At 44.9% G+C, this 16,590-nt stretch carries 14 protein-coding genes; 10 read left to right on the forward strand and 4 right to left on the reverse strand.

Going from position 1 to position 16,590, the window contains the following annotated elements:
* Positions 1 to 8 precede the first annotated feature (8 nt).
* Positions 9 to 3,143: a T9SS type A sorting domain-containing protein gene (locus tag HRU80_14390; protein QOJ29990.1), complete on the forward strand. Its 3,135-nt coding sequence runs from the start codon at positions 9 to 11 to the stop codon at positions 3,141 to 3,143.
* Between the two features lie 447 nt (positions 3,144 to 3,590).
* On the opposite strand, the gene HRU80_14395 is transcribed toward HRU80_14390, so the two are convergent.
* Together HRU80_14395 and HRU80_14400 are read right to left on the reverse strand one after the other, a co-directional pair.
* Positions 3,591 to 6,704, reverse strand: coding sequence for a PD-(D/E)XK nuclease family protein (locus tag HRU80_14395; protein ID QOJ29991.1), 3,114 nt, complete (start codon positions 6,702 to 6,704; stop codon positions 3,591 to 3,593).
* Positions 6,701 to 7,204, reverse strand: a complete 504-nt coding sequence (locus HRU80_14400) for a class IV adenylate cyclase (protein QOJ29992.1) — start codon at positions 7,202 to 7,204, stop codon at positions 6,701 to 6,703. Before HRU80_14400 ends, HRU80_14395 begins: the two co-directional genes overlap by 4 nt.
* 99 nt (positions 7,205 to 7,303) lie before the next feature.
* Here HRU80_14400 and HRU80_14405 point away from each other — a divergent pair, with 99 nt between their 5' ends.
* Entirely contained in the window at positions 7,304 to 7,945 is a 642-nt protein-coding gene (locus tag HRU80_14405; protein ID QOJ30568.1) for a hypothetical protein, read from the forward strand.
* A 2-nt stretch (positions 7,946 to 7,947) separates the two neighbouring features.
* Positions 7,948 to 8,664, forward strand: a complete 717-nt coding sequence (locus HRU80_14410) for a DUF2461 family protein (protein QOJ29993.1) — start codon at positions 7,948 to 7,950, stop codon at positions 8,662 to 8,664.
* Positions 8,665 to 9,434: 770 nt separating this feature from the next.
* Here HRU80_14410 and HRU80_14415 read toward each other — a convergent pair.
* Positions 9,435 to 9,971 carry a thioredoxin family protein gene (locus HRU80_14415; protein QOJ29994.1) on the reverse strand — a complete coding sequence of 179 codons (537 nt, stop codon included), beginning with the start codon at positions 9,969 to 9,971 and terminating at the stop codon, positions 9,435 to 9,437.
* A gap of 88 nt (positions 9,972 to 10,059) precedes the next feature.
* Here HRU80_14415 and HRU80_14420 point away from each other — a divergent pair, with 88 nt between their 5' ends.
* The 6 genes from HRU80_14420 to rpsU all read left to right on the forward strand — a co-directional run bounded on the left by HRU80_14420 (position 10,060) and on the right by rpsU (position 14,179).
* Positions 10,060 to 11,517, forward strand: coding sequence for a peptidase M14 (locus tag HRU80_14420; GenBank protein QOJ29995.1), 1,458 nt, complete (start codon positions 10,060 to 10,062; stop codon positions 11,515 to 11,517).
* A gap of 8 nt (positions 11,518 to 11,525) precedes the next feature.
* Entirely contained in the window at positions 11,526 to 12,116 is a 591-nt protein-coding gene (locus tag HRU80_14425) for a sigma-70 family RNA polymerase sigma factor (GenBank protein ID QOJ29996.1), read from the forward strand.
* A complete protein-coding gene (locus tag HRU80_14430; GenBank protein ID QOJ29997.1) occupies positions 12,113 to 12,940 on the forward strand; it encodes a hypothetical protein in 828 nt (275 codons plus the stop codon). The genes HRU80_14425 and HRU80_14430 overlap by 4 nt, the downstream gene beginning before the upstream one ends.
* A 1-nt stretch (position 12,941) precedes the next feature.
* Positions 12,942 to 13,400 carry a universal stress protein gene (locus HRU80_14435; GenBank protein QOJ29998.1) on the forward strand — a complete coding sequence of 153 codons (459 nt, stop codon included), beginning with the start codon at positions 12,942 to 12,944 and terminating at the stop codon, positions 13,398 to 13,400.
* Positions 13,401 to 13,587: 187 nt separating this feature from the next.
* Positions 13,588 to 13,968 carry a hypothetical protein gene (locus tag HRU80_14440; GenBank protein QOJ29999.1) on the forward strand — a complete coding sequence of 127 codons (381 nt, stop codon included), beginning with the start codon at positions 13,588 to 13,590 and terminating at the stop codon, positions 13,966 to 13,968.
* A 16-nt stretch (positions 13,969 to 13,984) separates the two neighbouring features.
* Entirely contained in the window at positions 13,985 to 14,179 is a 195-nt protein-coding gene (gene rpsU, locus HRU80_14445) for a 30S ribosomal protein S21 (GenBank protein ID QOJ30000.1), read from the forward strand.
* Between the two features lie 87 nt (positions 14,180 to 14,266).
* Here rpsU and HRU80_14450 read toward each other — a convergent pair whose 3' ends face one another.
* Complete coding sequence (locus HRU80_14450; protein ID QOJ30001.1) at positions 14,267 to 15,115, reverse strand: TIGR00730 family Rossman fold protein; 849 nt, start codon at positions 15,113 to 15,115, stop codon at positions 14,267 to 14,269.
* Between the two features lie 129 nt (positions 15,116 to 15,244).
* Between HRU80_14450 and dacB the strand changes: the two genes are divergently transcribed.
* A complete protein-coding gene (gene dacB, locus HRU80_14455) occupies positions 15,245 to 16,516 on the forward strand; it encodes a D-alanyl-D-alanine carboxypeptidase/D-alanyl-D-alanine-endopeptidase (GenBank protein ID QOJ30002.1) in 1,272 nt (423 codons plus the stop codon).
* The last annotated feature ends 74 nt before the right edge of the window (positions 16,517 to 16,590 follow it).

Raw genomic sequence — 16,590 nt, forward strand, 5'->3', positions numbered from 1 at the left:
AAATACAAATGAAAAAGCTTCTTTGTCTCTGGCTGTTCGTTTCCGTAACCCTGTCTGCACAGTTCAGCTCTCAGGCACTTAATCCGAATCCATACTACGGCAGAATAAAAGCTGTAAGCCATCGTTCTGATTCAGTGCTTTATTTTGCTGCCGAGCTGAACGGAGTGGTATCAATTTACAAGCATAATCCCATGGTTCCGGGAGAGCCGGTTCGTAAACTGAGGGAGATTGGCTCAGGATTACCAGTTCTTATAAATCAAATGAACTTTAATTCTTCCGGATTCGGATTTGTAGTTACTGCTACTTTTGCCAGCTCCTACACATATTATCTTTGGATGACTACCGATGGCGGCATAACATGGATTCAGCGGTTGTTGAATGACGATTTCGACCGGCTTGAAATGAAAAGCCCTGAGGAGGGTATATATGTTTCTCTGTCTGGTAAAATTTCAAAAACCACTAACGGCGGCAATACCTGGTCTGCTCTTTCCTCACCCGGGCTCTCCGGCAGATTTATACGGGATATTGCTTATAGCGCCAATGGACTGATGACGGCTGTAACTACGGATACGATTCTCTGCAGCAAAGATGGAGGTGACACTTGGGATTTTATTCAGTCATTTGCGCCGGACAACTGGATTGTAAAGGCACAAAACCGGCTCTCCTCAGTTAATGCAGTTCTCACCGAGAAGGGCAATATCGTTAATATTATTCTGACCGGCGGTACCGGGGGGATGTACACGACTTCAACACTAAACACCGGTATCACTGCTATTACCCGTTCTGACCTGGGAGAACAAAATATTATTCTGTTCTCTGATACAAAAGATTCTCTTTATTTATTTTCCTCTGAAGGTGTACAAAACCGTTATCCCGCGCAAAATATTTCTTATCTCTATTCAGGCGGCTCTGCAAGATTTGCTTTTGTTTATTTTGAGAATACAATTAGACTGACTGAATCCGGAATTCTTAACTTGCGTAATTTCAACGGACGAATCAATAACATATACCATCTGGATTTTTTCAATGCATCGGTAGGATACTCAGCAGGATATAACACGCCTGCACTAAAAACTACCGACGGCGGAAAAACCTGGTCCGAAATTTTTGGAGGGGTATCAGGATATGTTTCAACCCGTGTGCAAACGATTTCCGAAAATCATGTTATCATGCATTTTCAGCAATCAGGAAGCGGATCCGGAAAAAGCTTCCTCGTTGCAACCAATAACGGCGGCATGAGCTGGCAGGACATAACCAACCCTGATCATTTTAATGTCAGAGCATTTCAATTTCTTACTCCTCTATTAGGTTATGCAGTGGGAGACAATGGCATACTTTTCATTACACAGGATGGCGGGAATAACTGGAGTGTATTGTCTCATATAACTGATGGAAATCCCTTACTGCTTTACTTTTTCGACAGAACACACGGATGGGCTCAGATTGGTGCAAAACTCATGCGCACTACTAACGGAGGAGTGAGTTGGGATTCTACTGCAAGCAGTTATTGCATGAAACTTGCTTTTGTAACTCCTCAAATTGGTTTCGGAGTTTTTGGCTTTTCTGAATCATCAATCTTCAAAACCACGGACGGCGGAACAACCTGGTCATACAGTCCCTCATTCAGGGAAAGTGATGTGCTGCCGGTTGACGAAAATATCGTATACAAAGCAGATGTTTATGGTCAGGTAAAGTACTCAACGAACGGCGGGAGCACCTGGGCTGAAATTCTTACCACTCCTGCCGCTTTTGGCAATAAACTGGACCTCATTAATAAAAAGACTATTATCAGTTATTACTCTCAAAATAACACTGTTTTCAGGATAAGTAACAGTGCCGGAAATATCATTTCAATTCCTGAAATGTATGCATTAAACGAAGATACCGTTGAAATTCCGGTTCAGTTAATCATCCCGCCTGGCAGAAAGTATCAGTCGGTACAATTTAACATCAGCGGATATACAGACAAGCTTACCTTTATTGATGCCCGCTTTAACAACACTTTGCTTTCCGGTTCCGACTGGCTGCACAGCATTAACCCGGCATCAAACACCATCCGGTTTGCCGCCTCTGCACCCGTTTCGATGTCAGAGAGTGGTACTCTGGTTAAACTCCGTTTCAGAGTAAACTCAGCCTTGAATGAATATATACCGCTGAACTTTTCTTCGGTACTTTTTAATACAGGACTTGTGCCCACAGATACCCTGAACGGCTGGGTGAAGATTCAGCAGGTCAATCTTGGTGATGTTGATCTTAACGGAAGCGTTCAGGCATATGATGCATCCCTGGTACTTCAGCATATTACACTGCCTGGCGGACTGCCTTTAAGCCCCCTGCAGAAAAGGAATGCAAACGTTACCACTGACAACACAATTTCCGCACTGGATGCTTCTGTCATATTGCGGTTTATAACAGGAATCGTAACTTCGCTTCCATACGGCGGCAGCGGAGCAGCAGCAGGTGCAGCAAATATGACAAACATACAGGCAATCCCCGGACAGTCTGTGGACATCCCGCTTCAGCTTGCCAACGGAAACAATATTTACTCGTTTGAAGGTAATTTCGCCTACGACGAAAACCTGCTTGAATTCACCTCACTGCAATGGCCTGCAGCGGTTGTCTCCTTCGTGAAGGAGTTCAAACATTCTGACGGACGTATATATATTGCCGCTGCCGGGGTAAATAAACTTGACAACCTGCAGGGAGCACAGATTGCTGTACTTCGTTTCAGGGTAAAGCCGGGTGCTGCAACGGCATTAACAGAGGTAACCCTCGAGAAACTCCGGCTTAATGAAAATCCGGTTGTTGTTAACGCAGCGTCATCGATAATTTCAATCACCACTGGTTTGGAAAATGAAACCGGAATACCAGTTCAATATTCATTGGGACAGAACTACCCGAATCCGTTTAATCCTTCTACCACTATTAGTTTTGCGCTCCCTCAGGAAGGCAGAGCAGTTCTAGAGCTGTATGATATTATGGGCAAGCACATCGCCGTTCTGCTTGATGAATACAGGCAGGCTGGATATCATTACTACACTCTGAACACTTCAGAGATAACCGGCCTCACTTCCGGAATTTATTTCTACCGCTTGCGTTCAGGCGCTTTCACCGATACGAAAAAACTTATTCTGCTGAAATAACCATAAAGCACAAAAGGCCGGAAAAACTTCCGGCTTTTTTTATTTTGAACAGTTACGTTACTATTGTGAGGTGGTAAACAATTGGGAAATAATTTATTCGGATTTATTTAAGGACATAAAGGATAGTAATGACAGCCAGGATAAATTTTCCCTTTCAGATTATAAAAGCAGTAAGTATTTCGAATCCGTTTTCATCCGCGTTGCCTCTGCATCCGTTTAAAATCTGCGTGCCATCGGAGGAATATCGTGTTAACCTCAGATAATTGGCCACCCACGCTACGGGTTAAGAGAAGATATGGTGAAATTTGGTACTAATAATAGATTACCTATACACGGTTCAGCGCACGGTATGATGTTGAGATTTTCTAAAAATTCTTGATGAGTCTTAAACAAGGTTATTCAACCAGTGCATTCACCAGTCCTACTTTGCTTCACCTCTACGGGACACTATTCCTCCGGCACTTCTTCCCTTTCCCTCACCCGGCAGATATCATGAAACGCACAGTAGCTGCATGGTGCCGCTGAGGGTTTATAATCCTTCAGCAGGGTAAATTTGCCGCTATAGATACTGCCGGCGTATTCCAGTATTTTCTCCCGGTTTTGAGCCATCATTTCTGACTGATACTCCTTCATGGCAGCAAGATGATCCGGTTTTTCTAAGTTCTTCCGGCTGGTGCTTTTATCCCTGATTTTCTTTTTCTCAACTTCTCCCTTCCTTTTGTCAATTCTGTATATATACATTTCCGCCGGTTCATAATCCCCCGTAATTCCTGCCTCCTTAAGCACCCTTCCTGCCACCGACATATAGAGAGGAAGCTGCAATGACCTTCCCTCCTTCATATCCGTTGCTCCGGGAATTTTACTTCCGGTTTTATAGTCAACAACCGAACAGATGCCAAGTGTTTTATTAACCTCTATGCGGTCAATTACTCCTTTCAGAACAAACGTATGCTCCTGACTTCCGGGTAGTGTATATTCTGCAGAGAACTCCTTTTCAAACAGAACAGGCTTAAAAATCTGTTCACGTGCCTCATTTTCCAGAAACTCGTAAAGCAGTGTACCGGTATCATTATTATCCCCGCCAACAATTTTTAGCCGGTCATACATGGTTACCGGTGTATCAAAATTGATGCTGCTGAATACCTCTTCAGCAATCTGTCTGATAACGGGGTAATCCTCATCCGGCACAACCTCATTGCCGTTCTTTCCCTCATAAAACCTGCGGAATACCTCATGCAGCAAATTACCCAGTTCTACTGCCTTTATACCGTCTTCCGGCTCCTCATGTTCTTTAAGACTGAGTATATACTGGTAGTAGTACATCTGCGGACACTTCTGATAGCTTTCAAGCGAACTCACCGATATCCTTGGCTTAAGCTTCCCCGCGGCAAGAATCTCCGGCGGAATAATTCCGGCATATTCTTTTGCTGCTGTATCATTATTCCTTCTCAGTTTTTGCAGTCTGATTTTTTCTGCAAGGTCCGGTTCACCAGGTATATCCGGCACTGCATTACCAGGAGAGTAGAGCAGCCGGGAATTATATTCAGCCGCTTCCAGCGGGGCATAAAATTTCCCGCCTCCAGCCGAAGGAGTCAATGGTGTCAGTTCAAAATCATTTTCAAACTCCCTGAGCAGCACTGATGGCGAAAACTCTCCCCTGCTTCCGCGTACAGGTGAAGAAAGAACCAGGGTTTCCTTCCAGGCAAGCAGCATCTGGTAAAAAAGGAATGCCTGTCCGCTTGCATGAATACGCTCATCACCCGGGATCTCCCTTCCGAAAAAGAGCTTTTTGCGGTATGGCACCGGAAAGTTACCATCATACAGTCCGAGCACAATCAGCGCTTTGAACTCAAGCCCTCGTATCTCCTCCGGTGTGGTCACCAGCACCTGTGCATCCGGCTCCTCACGAAGGTTAAAACGGGTGGTGCGTATAATTGTCTGCACCATTTCGCGGTAATGTGAGGGGGGAAAAACCGTATCCGGCTCCTCTGATATATATATATCAAGCGCTCCGAAAAGCTCCGAAAGAAAATACTCAAAACCGGCAATGACCAGCTCGGCATCTGCTCCCGCGGTAAGAATTTTTCTCTTAAAACCTGAAGCGGAAATAAATTCACTGAAAAGTTTTCTGAACTCAGCCGCGGTGCGGTTTACTCTGAACTCCTTATGCCACCCCCGGATCATTTCCAGTACTCTCTTCAGTTCAGCGGCAATCTTTATATACCGCTCACGGTTTCTTGCTTTCTCCTCACGTTCCCAGAAAGAGGATTTCCTGGCGATCTGATCCATCCAGCTCCGGTAACCGCGTGTCACGCGCAGTTCTCCGGCTATTTCATGAAACTCTGAGAGTGTCAGCCATGTCGGCAGGACACCGCCTGAAATTAACGCCGCAAGATCTTTGTGAAAATAGTCCCCCCCCTCAATAGTAAAAAGCTTTGAAAAATAATTGAGCAGGGGAACGGAGCCAAGGCGGTACCGGTCGGTCAGATTAAGCGGAATGCCGGACTCCGCGAAGGTGGTCCGTAAAAGTGATGCATAGGAGGATATATCATTCACCACAACGCAGATTTCACCTGGTTTATATCTTCCGGAATCAAGCCACTGTGCTGTCAGTCTTACCGCCTCAGTCACTTCATGAAGCGGAGTCTCGGGTGTGGTTTTATATATACTCCCGGTGAATGAAGTATTTTTCGGTGTCTGATTATCATAATCAGAAAAAAACCTTCTGCGGAGCTGCTCACCAAAACTCTTCCCTCCTCCGGCGGGCTCAGTTTCCGCGGCCTCAAGAAATCCCGCAGTCTTTAACTGATCGGCTGTTTTGGCAATTCCTCCGAACAATCCAGGATTTCCTGAAAAGTAATCCAGCGTTACGGTTACATTCATCCCCTCCGATCCGGCGATTTTATTAAACAAATCAATTTCAGGATTGGCAAATTCGGTGAATCCGCTTACCAGCAGCGTCTCCGCGTCCGGAAAAACCGCCCGGAATATCTTCCCGAACTGCTCATCATCCAGACTGCCGAGCCGGACTGATGCAAGTGAATCATCCGTGAGCGACTTTTCTTCAAGCAGCGCGTAATATCCTTCATACGCGTTGGCAAAATCCATTCCTTTCCGTTTCATTGAAGCAGAAAGTTCTGACTCCTCAAGATTCTCAAGCAGATCCTGATGGGATATATTATAGCGTTTATATTCGGTTATGGCATGATGAAGATTTTCCAGCAGTGTTGCAGGTATTTCCCTGGTAATCTCCCCGCCAAAAAACATCTCCGTGGTTTTAAGAACCTTCCTGAGAAGATATAAACCCTGCACCTGGCTTATATATTCCGGGCTGTCCGGGAGCCGTTCATACAGTTTTCTGGTGAGCGTTGCATACGTTTCAACGTAGAGTGTTCCTGAAATTTTTCCGGGCAAAGATTCAATAATCTGTCGCACACGTTCACGCACCCTCCGGTTTGTGGGCACCAGAATAATCAGTTTCTTTAAGTCCTGGTGATTAAGATACTTCTGCTCGAGCGCGGTGGCATCAGGTATTCTTTGCTCTCCCCTGAAGAGGATCATAATTGTTTCTCCTTTAGCAGATTGCTGTATGATTTCCGTATTGATGAATATTTTGCCAGTTCCAGATGCCTGAAAAGAAAGTCAAACTCCTCCTGCGCCTCTTCCAGAGTGGTGGTAACAACCGCTTCAAGTTCAAGAAACTCACCAAGACCGGTAACGGTATCAAGATGAATCCGGGTATTTTTATACATATAAAGTTGCCTGACCTTTTCCACCGTCACATCCACCGTAAAAATCCGGGCAAAATATTCCTCGGCATCATCAGGTACATGAAGAATATGATAATCAGATTTTCTCTGGCTGGAAATCTCATCACGGTTATAAAAAATAAGTTCATTTCCCTTTTCCTGCACCCGGAGTTTCAGCAGCCCCTTCTCATTCCGGTAATAAACATCCTTTTGCCTGATCAGGGCGGTGTAACGGCAGTCACATCCGGCCAGTCTTTCAAGGATTTCCGTGAAGGAAGGAACGGCTATTTTGATTTCCAGATTGGATGGCATAAATTTTTACTATTGAGTTTGAGCAGGAAATTATTTAATCTTGTCACTAAATTATAATAATTGTTTCCCAAAGAAAACATGATGCTGGAACTCAGGAAAATATTCTTACTTGCGCTTGCCGGACTGCTTTTATCCGCCCCCGGGGTTAATGCCCAGGGTATTGGTGAAATGGCCCCCGAAAAAGAGCCGATCGTCTTCCCGGAGAACTCCTGGGGGGTTGACCTCCTTTTTGGAGAAGGTGGCTTCGGACTGGGCACCTTTTACCGGAAACAGCTTAACAGCAGTTTTACCTTTTTCGCCGATTTTTCCATCTCCGAAACCAAGGATGACAAGGAAATTGAATACATTGACTATTACGGCCAGCCGATTGTATTCGGCAAAAAGAACCGTCTGCTGCTCATGCCTCTGAATTTCGGGGCACATTACCGGTTGTTCGACCAGGTCCTGAGCGATAACCTGCGGCCTTACATCAATTTTGGCTTTGGCCCCTCCATGATCGTGACCACCCCCTACTCCCGTGAGTTTTTTAACTCTCTGGGCTACGCTCAGGCAAAATACACTGCCGGCGGTTATATCGGCTTCGGAGCCAATTTCGGCCTGGATAAAGAGAATCTGGTCGGTATTAACCTGCGCTACTATGTTGTCCGCTTCTTTGACGAAGGGGTGGAAAGTCTCTACGGCAAATTCAAAAAAGATGTCGGCGGATTTTACCTGACTATCAACATCGGCTCGCAGTATTGAGCGTGGAGCATTTCAGGGGATTCTCCAAAAAAACCTTTGCCTTTCTGGCAGGCATTGAAAAGAACAACAACAAGGACTGGTTCGATGCCAGCCGCGATATATACGATCAGGAGATAGTCGCTCCGGCAAAAGCATTCGTTACCGATATCGGGGAGTTCTTCCGGCTACTTTCTCCCGGCATCAGGACCGCTCCGAAGTTCAATGAAACTTTGATGCGCATGAATAATGATATGCGTTTCTCAAAAGGGAATCCCTACCGCCCCTATTTCCTTATCCACTTTGGGCGCTTTAAGCTTGATTCAGAGTTTTATATATTCCTGGATAAAAAGGGCATTGATATCGGGCTCTTTCTGAATAAATCCAAAGGAGAAGAATTTTACTTCAGGCAGAATATGGAAACAAAGCGGGAATTCATGACGGAGATCTTTGACCGCTGCGGCATCAGCGGAAAATTTTCTCTCATGAAACTTGACAAAATGCCTGAGATGATGCACCAGAAATTTATTCCCCGTAAACACTATGATGATCTGCTCAAACTGAAGTTCGCACTCATCGAAAAACATTATCCCCTTACCAGCCGTATCACCACCTCAGCTTCATTAGTTACCGAGGCCATTAAGATATTTTCCCGTTTATATCCTGTTTATTGTTTTTCCGTTTCCGATAAACCCGAAAAACTGATCAGCGACTTCGAAAACAAACTCGGAATACCGGAGTAAAATTAGTAGTTAGGAGTTCGTAAACAGGGAAGATATATTGACAAAAGCCGCAGCGGTGATATATCGTTTCTGTCAGTTAAGATTATATATATCTTTCCCGCGTATAGAACAAACCTCATCCCCAGCCCTTCTCCTTGGAAAGGAGAAGGGAGCCGGAACCCAAGCCGGGTAGCGGCGATATATTAATAACACGCCACATCAACGACATAACCAAACCCGCAGCGCGGGTGACCCGTTAATAGAAATTCGATCAAAATCCACGCAGTTTAACCCGCAGCGCGGGTGACCCGTTAATAGAATTTCAATCACCCCACCAATCCCAAGCCGCGTAGCGGCGGCATATTAATAACACACCGCATCAGCCACACACCCAAGCCGCGTAGCGGCGACATATTAATAACACGCCACATCAACCACGCACCAAAAGCCGCGTAGCGACGGCATATTTCTGGACTACACACATTCTTCCCTGATACGATGTGTTCCCAGTTCTTCCCCTAGACGCCGCCTCCCCCATTCTTCCCAGAGACGACGTAAATGCTAAATATTTTTACAAATAAAACATCCGGCAAGCATTTGCATCGTCTTTACGAAAAACAACACCGGTCCTTCTGTAAAGACGATGCAATCACTATATAAAATGTATATAAACACAATACCCCTGTGATTGCGTCGTCTCATTGCGTAATGTGGTTATGGCATCCCAGTTGTCTAAAAAAATCTCTTCTCTTGTCAGTTTTCAATTATCAATTTCCATTCTCCATTATCAATTAATTTTTCCATTTTATGCTGCACCCCACCGCGTAGGTTTCGGGGACGGAGACTTCTTTCCCTTCAAGCAGTTCGTTTAATGCATCTTCAAGATATCTGGTCTGCACCCGTTCCGGTTCGCGCCAGTTGTCATCTATCTTTCCGGTGTACACCAGCCGCCGTTCATGGTTAAATACATATAACTGCGGTGTCGCCGATGCTCCGAATACGCGCGCGGTTTCCTGAGTTTCATCGCGCAGATAGATAAAGTTAAACTGCTTTTCTTCCGCACACTTTTTCATTTCCTCAAAAGAGTCTTCCGGATAGGAAGCAGAGTCATTCGGGTTGATAGCAATAATCTGCACCCCTTTTGCCCCGTAGCGTGCCTGAATATCCTTTATCCTCTCCTCGTACGCCTGAACATAGGGGCAGTGGTTGCAGCTGAAAATTACTGCCAGTATCGGTTTTCCGGCAAAATCACCGGATTCATATGTTTTGCCGTCAACCGCGGGGAGTCTGAAGTGAGGCATCAGGTCAGTTAAGCTGAGTTCTGACATTTTGATCACCCTTTCTGTATCATGATTTCATTTCCGTTAAATTAATCATTATTTTACTTCTGCTAAAAGAAAACCCTTTACGGCAGTCATGAAACATATCCTCTTTATATTTTTTGTAACGGTGTTTGCAATGAAAGCTCATGCGCAGAATTTCGCCAATGATCTCTATCATGCTTACGGTAATTATCTGGAACGGTCAATCCAGACCAGACGCTTCCCTCCGGATGATTATATGAAACTGATGGAACAGTTTGTTCAGTCCGGACTTCTCTCAAAAGAGAATCTTGGCAGATCAGTCTCAGGCAGGGAGCTAAACCTCTACCGCTGGGGCAGGGGGGAGACCCGCATCTTCCTCTGGTCACAGATGCACGGGGATGAAGCAACCGCCTCGCTTGCGCTGCTGGATATATTTCACTTTCTTGCCGATACACACTCCTTCCGGCACGACAGGCAGATAATGCACGATGCTGTTTCCCTGTATATACTCCCGCTGGTGAACCCTGACGGCGCTGATGATTTCACCCGGCGCAACAGCATTGCCATTGATCTTAACCGGGATGCTCTCAGGCTCACTACCCCTGAAGCCAGAATCCTGATGGAGACCTATCTCCGGCTAAAGCCCCATTACGCTTTTAATCTTCATGATCAGCAGCCGCGGTACTCCGCAGGCAACTCGCATAACGTGGCAGCTATTTCATTTCTGGCCCCTGCACCCGATCAGGAAAAAACCATTACCCCGAACCGCCTCCTGGCTATGAAGGCAATTTCAGGAATGACGGAGGTTCTTAATAAAATCATCCCCGGCCATACAGCTAAATATGATGATACCTTTGAACCACGGGCATTTGGTGATAATTTCCAGAAACTCGGCGGCGCGACCATTCTTATTGAATCAGGAGGCTGGCCCGGTGACCCCGAAAAGCAGTTCATCCGTAAGCTCAATTTTATCATCATGCTCGAGGCTTTTCACAGAATAAGCCGCGGTGGTGTTGAGCTCCTTTCAACAGAGCTCTATGACGCACTCCCCTTTAACGATACCCGTCTGTTTGATGTTATCTACCGAAACTGTTCCTATCTGGTTGATGGTCAGCGTTTTACCGTTGATATTGCCGTTAACCGCTATGAATCCGTTCAGCCCGATGGTAAACTGATGGGTTATTCTGAAGTTGAAGAAATCGGCGACCTTTCCGTGTTTTACGGGATGGAAGAGTATGACTTCAACGGCTATGAAATTACCGCGGGGTCTTTGCCCGAAAAGCTTTACTCTCTCCAGGAACTCACCCCCGAGGTTGTTTCCGGATTGCACAAGCAGGGTTTTCACACAGTTCGAACAAATGCCAGGAAACTTGGCGGGAATTTTAGTAAATTAGGAGTTAATCTTATACTGAATTCCGAAAGAGAGCTTCCTGACCGGCTGATGCTGAACAGGAATGCAAGTTTTGTGGTCCGGAAGGACTCAAAACCTATTTACCTGGTTATTAACGGATACCTTCTCTATCCCTCAACGGGAGCCGGCTTTGTAAGAAATGGTACTATCATCAAATAAAGATTTTCATGAGCAAAACGTATAATAGTCAGGACCCTCTTTACGCTGACTTTGAGCGTGAGGCAGTGCCCCACATGGATGCACTCCATAATTTCGCCCTGCGGCTTACCGGCGATGAGGATGACGCAAACGACCTTCTTCAGGAAACCTACCTGAGAGCATTCCGTTTCTTTGATAAATTCGAGAAAGGAACCAACTGCAAGGCATGGTTGTTTCGCATAATGAAGAACTCGTACATCAATGCCTACCAGAAAAAGAAGAAAACCCCGGTACAGCTCGATTACGAGGAAGTAGAAAAATATTATGAGAATGTTAAACCATCCAATCCTGATGAAGCTCACCTTACAGCAGATACATTTGAGAATCTCCTCGATGATGAAGTTTCCCAGGCAATTGCAAAACTGCCGGAGGATTTCAGAACAGTGATTATACTCACTGATATTGAAGGATTTACCTATGAGGAAGTCGCGGAATTTGTTGACTGCCCTATAGGCACCGTACGCTCCCGGCTGCACCGCGCGCGCAAAATGCTTTATACAGAGCTGCAAGATTACGCTCAGGAAAAAGGTTATCTCAGCAGTGATGAGAGGATGGCTTGAGCAGGGATATCAGATTTTCAATAACCGCGCTTGTTGACGGTGAAATAAACGATCAGCAGGAAGCTGAAAAACTGCGCAGCATCATCTCCGCGGATAAAGAACTTGCCGTTGAGTATGAAGTTCAGAGCGCCATTAAAAAAACCGTACGCAGCCGCTGCGCGTTTCATCCCTGCCCTGAGGATGTAAAAAACAGAATCCTGAATGAAATTAAAAGATCAGGCGGGCAGAAAAAAACCACTGTTCTTTACCCCCGCTTCACCATTAGTGCGGCAGCAGCAGCAGTTATTTTAATCGGGTTTTTCATTCTGAACAGTCTTACAGCCAGTGAGAATCTTATCGCTCTGCAAAGCGGTGATAACAATATGATTGTGCAGGCGGTAACAAACTTCTCGAGTATTAAAGCCGGCAAGCTTACCCCGCAGATTGTAACAGCTGATGCAGAAAAGATACAGTCGTTCTTTGCCGAAAAAGGTGTGGTTTATGCAACTGCCATTCCTGCGGTTAAAGGGTGTTCACTTCTCGGCGGAGTGGTTTCAGAAGACAGAGGAGAAAAGCTTGCTCATCATGTGTATGCTGATCCTGAAGGAAAACTGATTTATGTGTTCCAGGCAGATGAAGCACATTTCCTGCTCAAAAAAACTTTGGCACTTTCTGATGAACTGTGGGAAAAACTTGAATCTGAAAATGCCTACTTTGCTGAAAGAGACAGTTACTCGCTTGCGGTTTTCCGGAGCGGCAGAAATATTTCTACCATCGTCTCTGATCAGAAACTTGCTACCCTGAAGGAAGAACTTTCATCATATTACACCAACGGAGTCAACTGATATGGTAACTATTTCCAACATTCTCCTTTCAACTGATTTTAGTGATTTTTCACTCTCGGCTGCAGACTATGCCGTAACCCTTGCAAAGCAGAATAATGCATCTCTGCACCTGCTGCACGTAATTGAGAAAACCCCGCCAATTCTGGCAATCCGCTCCCTTGATCTTTCCGAAGATGCCATCATGAAAAGCATCCTTTCAGAAGCACAGGAAAACCTTGACCGGGTGGTTAAGAAGCTGGAATCTGAATCAGGCCTGACTATTAAAGCGTCAGTAGTCCGCGGGATTGACTATCAGGAAATTGTTGACTATTCGGCTGATAATAACATTGATATGATAGTTATAGCCACACATGGCAGAACCGGTCTTCTGCATACCCTGATCGGTTCGGTAGCTGAAAAAGTAATCCGATATTCTAAAGTGCCGGTTTTGGTGGTAACACCGGGAGAGTCAAAATCCTGATTCTCAAGAAACAGGCTCCTTACCGCATCTCCGTTTTTGTTCTGTCCGGGTATCAGTACCCGGACACCCCGACTGATAGTGCCGGGATTTCACCATTTCACTCCGCACTCTCCCGAAATCACCCCTCAAGTTGGTTTTCAGGTAATGATTTAGTAACTTTAAAGTCTATTTTTTTTACGGCATTGTAATGGCAAAAACTAAAAACATCGAATACTATTGTAAATTCTGTCAGTCGGTTACCAAAATGGAACGGACCGCGGAAATTGTCAGCGGGGATGAGAACAAGGTGTGGGCAAAGTGCAAAAAGTGCCGTCAGAAAATGATTGTAGATCTTACGCAGTATGAAGAAGCGGTCAGAAGCAAAGTCCCGGAACTTGATACCGCAACCGGAATTACCTATTCCCCCATGCGGTCATATAACGTGGGAGACTCCCTCTTCCATGAAAAACTGAACGATTTCGGCGTGGTTGTTTCCAAAGAAACCACCTCCGGCGGAAGAAGCTCAATTGTCGTAAAATTTCAGAATTCAGGCGAAAAAAAATTAATCGAAACAATAAATCCACAGTAAAAGGCAGGTGAAATAAGTGGTAGGTATTACCTTACAGGAAAACGAGAATATTGATAAGGCGTTAAAGCGCTTTAAGAAAAAATATGAACGTTCCGGTGTACTGAAGGAGTTCAAGAAAAGAACATTCTTCGTAAAACCTTCTGTTAAAAAGAGAATGGAAAAGATTAAAGCTGCACGCAGAGCGTACAGAATGGATCAGCTTTCAGACTAATTTTCAGAATTCAGGGAACCTGACTCCTGCTGATCAGGTTCCCTTCTTTTTCAATCATCAGCTTCCCCCTCCGATTACTTATTCCCCTTAGAGACTGATAGGCGACTCCGCTCTGCGTCTTTTTAAATAATACTTTTCAAGGTGTTTTGTTATCACATCGTATGCTTCATCAACCGTATTGCAGAACTTAAAGAGATCAAGATCCTCTTTATTAATCATGCCGTGCTCTACCAGAGTATCCCAGTTAACAAGAGATTTCCAGTATTTTTCGTCATACACCACAATGCTTAGCTTTTTCTTAATCTTCAGGGTCTGAACCAGAGTCAGGATTTCAAAGAGCTCATCCATAGTGCCGAATCCGCCCGGGAATGCCACCAGCGCTTTTGCCAGATACGCAAACCAGAACTTTCTCATAAAGAAATAATGGAAATCAAAAGAAAGCTGCTGAGTGACGTATTTATTTCCGGACTGCTCAAAGGGAAGACTGATATTCAGTCCGACAGAGTATCCTCCTGCTGCTTTGGCTCCTTTGTTTGCTGCCTCCATTAACCCGGGGCCTCCCCCTGTGCACACAATAAAGCGCTTTTCATCCAGTCCAAGATCAATAGACCAGCGGGTAATTCTCAGCGAAAGTTCAACAGCATCTTCATAATATTTGGACATATCAAGCAGCACCTGGCTTTTACGCAGCTGTTCCGCAAAGTTCGGTGTGGATTTTGGATCTGATGATTTTATCTTATTGTAATTTTTCAGGGCATCCTTGCGGGGCAGCAACCGGGCTGAACCGAAGAAAACAATAGTATCCCAGACGTTAAGTTTGCGGAAACGGGCTTCAGGTTCAACATATTCTGACATAATCCTGATCAGACGAGCATCAGGAGAGTGGAGGAATTCCAGACTTTCGTATGCTTTCAGCTTCTTTTTTTCTTCTGCCATACTTTTACCAGATTTTTTACTATTCATAAATGATTGAATTACTTATATTTAGATTCACTTTGCTCATTATTCACTTGAAGGGTGTTCGTGGTGGTCACCGTTAAAATGAATTAACAAGACTCTAAAGGTATGAATTTTTTTCTTTTTTTTCTTCTCTTTTCGGCATCTCTCTTAGCCGGAGGGAAAACAACCATATTAACCGCTGAAAAAATTGATGAGATACTCGCAAAACTCCCGCGCGGAACAAAGGTCTCTATTCTCGCAATAAATCCTCTTACCGGAGATACCATTTACCAGAAGAACGCCAGCGACATTCTGATTCCGGCTTCAAACACCAAACTCTACACCACCTTCACAGCAATAGAAAAGCTTGGCAAGGATTTCCGGCTCAAGACTTCCCTTTTCACCCCAGATAAATCCATCGAAGACGGGGTGATTGACGGCAATCTTTATATTAAAGGATTTGGTAATCCCCTCCTGACCTCGGAGGATGTCCTCTCGATGGCAGACGAACTCCGTGCGATGGGCGTTATGAGTATCAATGGTGATATTATCGGGGATGACAGTTATTTTGATAAAGCCTATTCCCGTGAGGACTGGATTGAGGATGAGGCAAACCTTGCACCCCTTGCACCGGTTTCAGCACTGGTGGTTGACAGAAATAAGAAGCAGATTGTTAAAGTCCGCCGGAAGAGAAAAAGAATCAGTTATATCAACGTGGCTGACCCGTCGCTTAATGCTGCGGATATTCTCTATAAGTCACTCAAAGAAAAAGGCATCTATGTAGGAGGCCGGCCGGCAAAAGGGAATACACCGGAGGGTTCTTATGAACTTGCTTACAGAAGTGTCACTCTTCAGGAGGTAATTTCAATCGTCAATAAACGGAGTGATAATTTTCTCGCGGAATGCCTCTTTAAGGTTGTCGGCGCGGCAGAAAGCGGAACTGAAGGAAGCGGTTTTCATGCGGCAAAAGCGGTGAAAAAGTTTCTTGATAAAAATGATATTTATGATGAAGGCACTGAGATAGTTGACGGATCCGGACTATCCCGTTTTAATCTTACCTCAGCAGCCGGACTCTCCAGCCTGCTTGAATGGGCATACTTTCATCCGGATTATTTTGACAATATATATAACAGTCTTTCAATTGCCGGAGTGGACGGCACACTTATCGGCAGGATGAAAAGCGGTTCAGCAATGCATAATTTCAGGGGTAAAACCGGTACTCTGCGCGGAACCTCATCAGTATCCGGATATCTGAAAACCATATCGGGGGATGATCTTATCGTATCAATTATCTTCTTTTATCAGGCCAAAGGGCAAAACTACTGGAAGTCCGTAGAGGACAGAATAATAGGGCTGCTGGCTTCTGAATTCATTGAATACGAAGAAGAATTTAATTGATAATTGAAAGCGGAGAGTGGAATATTAAATTTGCATGATGTTCAAGCCGTGTTCATCAGCGTTGGGTAAGCATC

The organism is Ignavibacteriales bacterium (assembly GCA_015709675.1).
Lineage (GTDB): Bacteria > Bacteroidota > Ignavibacteria > Ignavibacteriales > Ignavibacteriaceae > H2-BAC3.

What these genes read in the sequence shown, in the direction of transcription:
- dacB (QOJ30002.1), top strand. Translation starts at nt 15,245, where the DNA reads ATGAATTTTTTTCTTTTTTTTCTTCTCTTTTCGGCATCTCTCTTAGCC.
- HRU80_14400 (QOJ29992.1), bottom strand. Translation starts at nt 7,204, where the DNA reads ATGCCATCCAATCTGGAAATCAAAATAGCCGTTCCTTCCTTCACGGAA.
- HRU80_14390 (QOJ29990.1), top strand. Translation starts at nt 9, where the DNA reads ATGAAAAAGCTTCTTTGTCTCTGGCTGTTCGTTTCCGTAACCCTGTCT.
- HRU80_14415 (QOJ29994.1), bottom strand. Translation starts at nt 9,971, where the DNA reads ATGTCAGAACTCAGCTTAACTGACCTGATGCCTCACTTCAGACTCCCC.
- HRU80_14395 (QOJ29991.1), bottom strand. Translation starts at nt 6,704, where the DNA reads ATGATCCTCTTCAGGGGAGAGCAAAGAATACCTGATGCCACCGCGCTC.
- HRU80_14435 (QOJ29998.1), top strand. Translation starts at nt 12,942, where the DNA reads ATGGTAACTATTTCCAACATTCTCCTTTCAACTGATTTTAGTGATTTT.
- HRU80_14450 (QOJ30001.1), bottom strand. Translation starts at nt 15,115, where the DNA reads ATGGCAGAAGAAAAAAAGAAGCTGAAAGCATACGAAAGTCTGGAATTC.
- HRU80_14425 (QOJ29996.1), top strand. Translation starts at nt 11,526, where the DNA reads ATGAGCAAAACGTATAATAGTCAGGACCCTCTTTACGCTGACTTTGAG.
- HRU80_14420 (QOJ29995.1), top strand. Translation starts at nt 10,060, where the DNA reads ATGAAACATATCCTCTTTATATTTTTTGTAACGGTGTTTGCAATGAAA.
- HRU80_14440 (QOJ29999.1), top strand. Translation starts at nt 13,588, where the DNA reads ATGGCAAAAACTAAAAACATCGAATACTATTGTAAATTCTGTCAGTCG.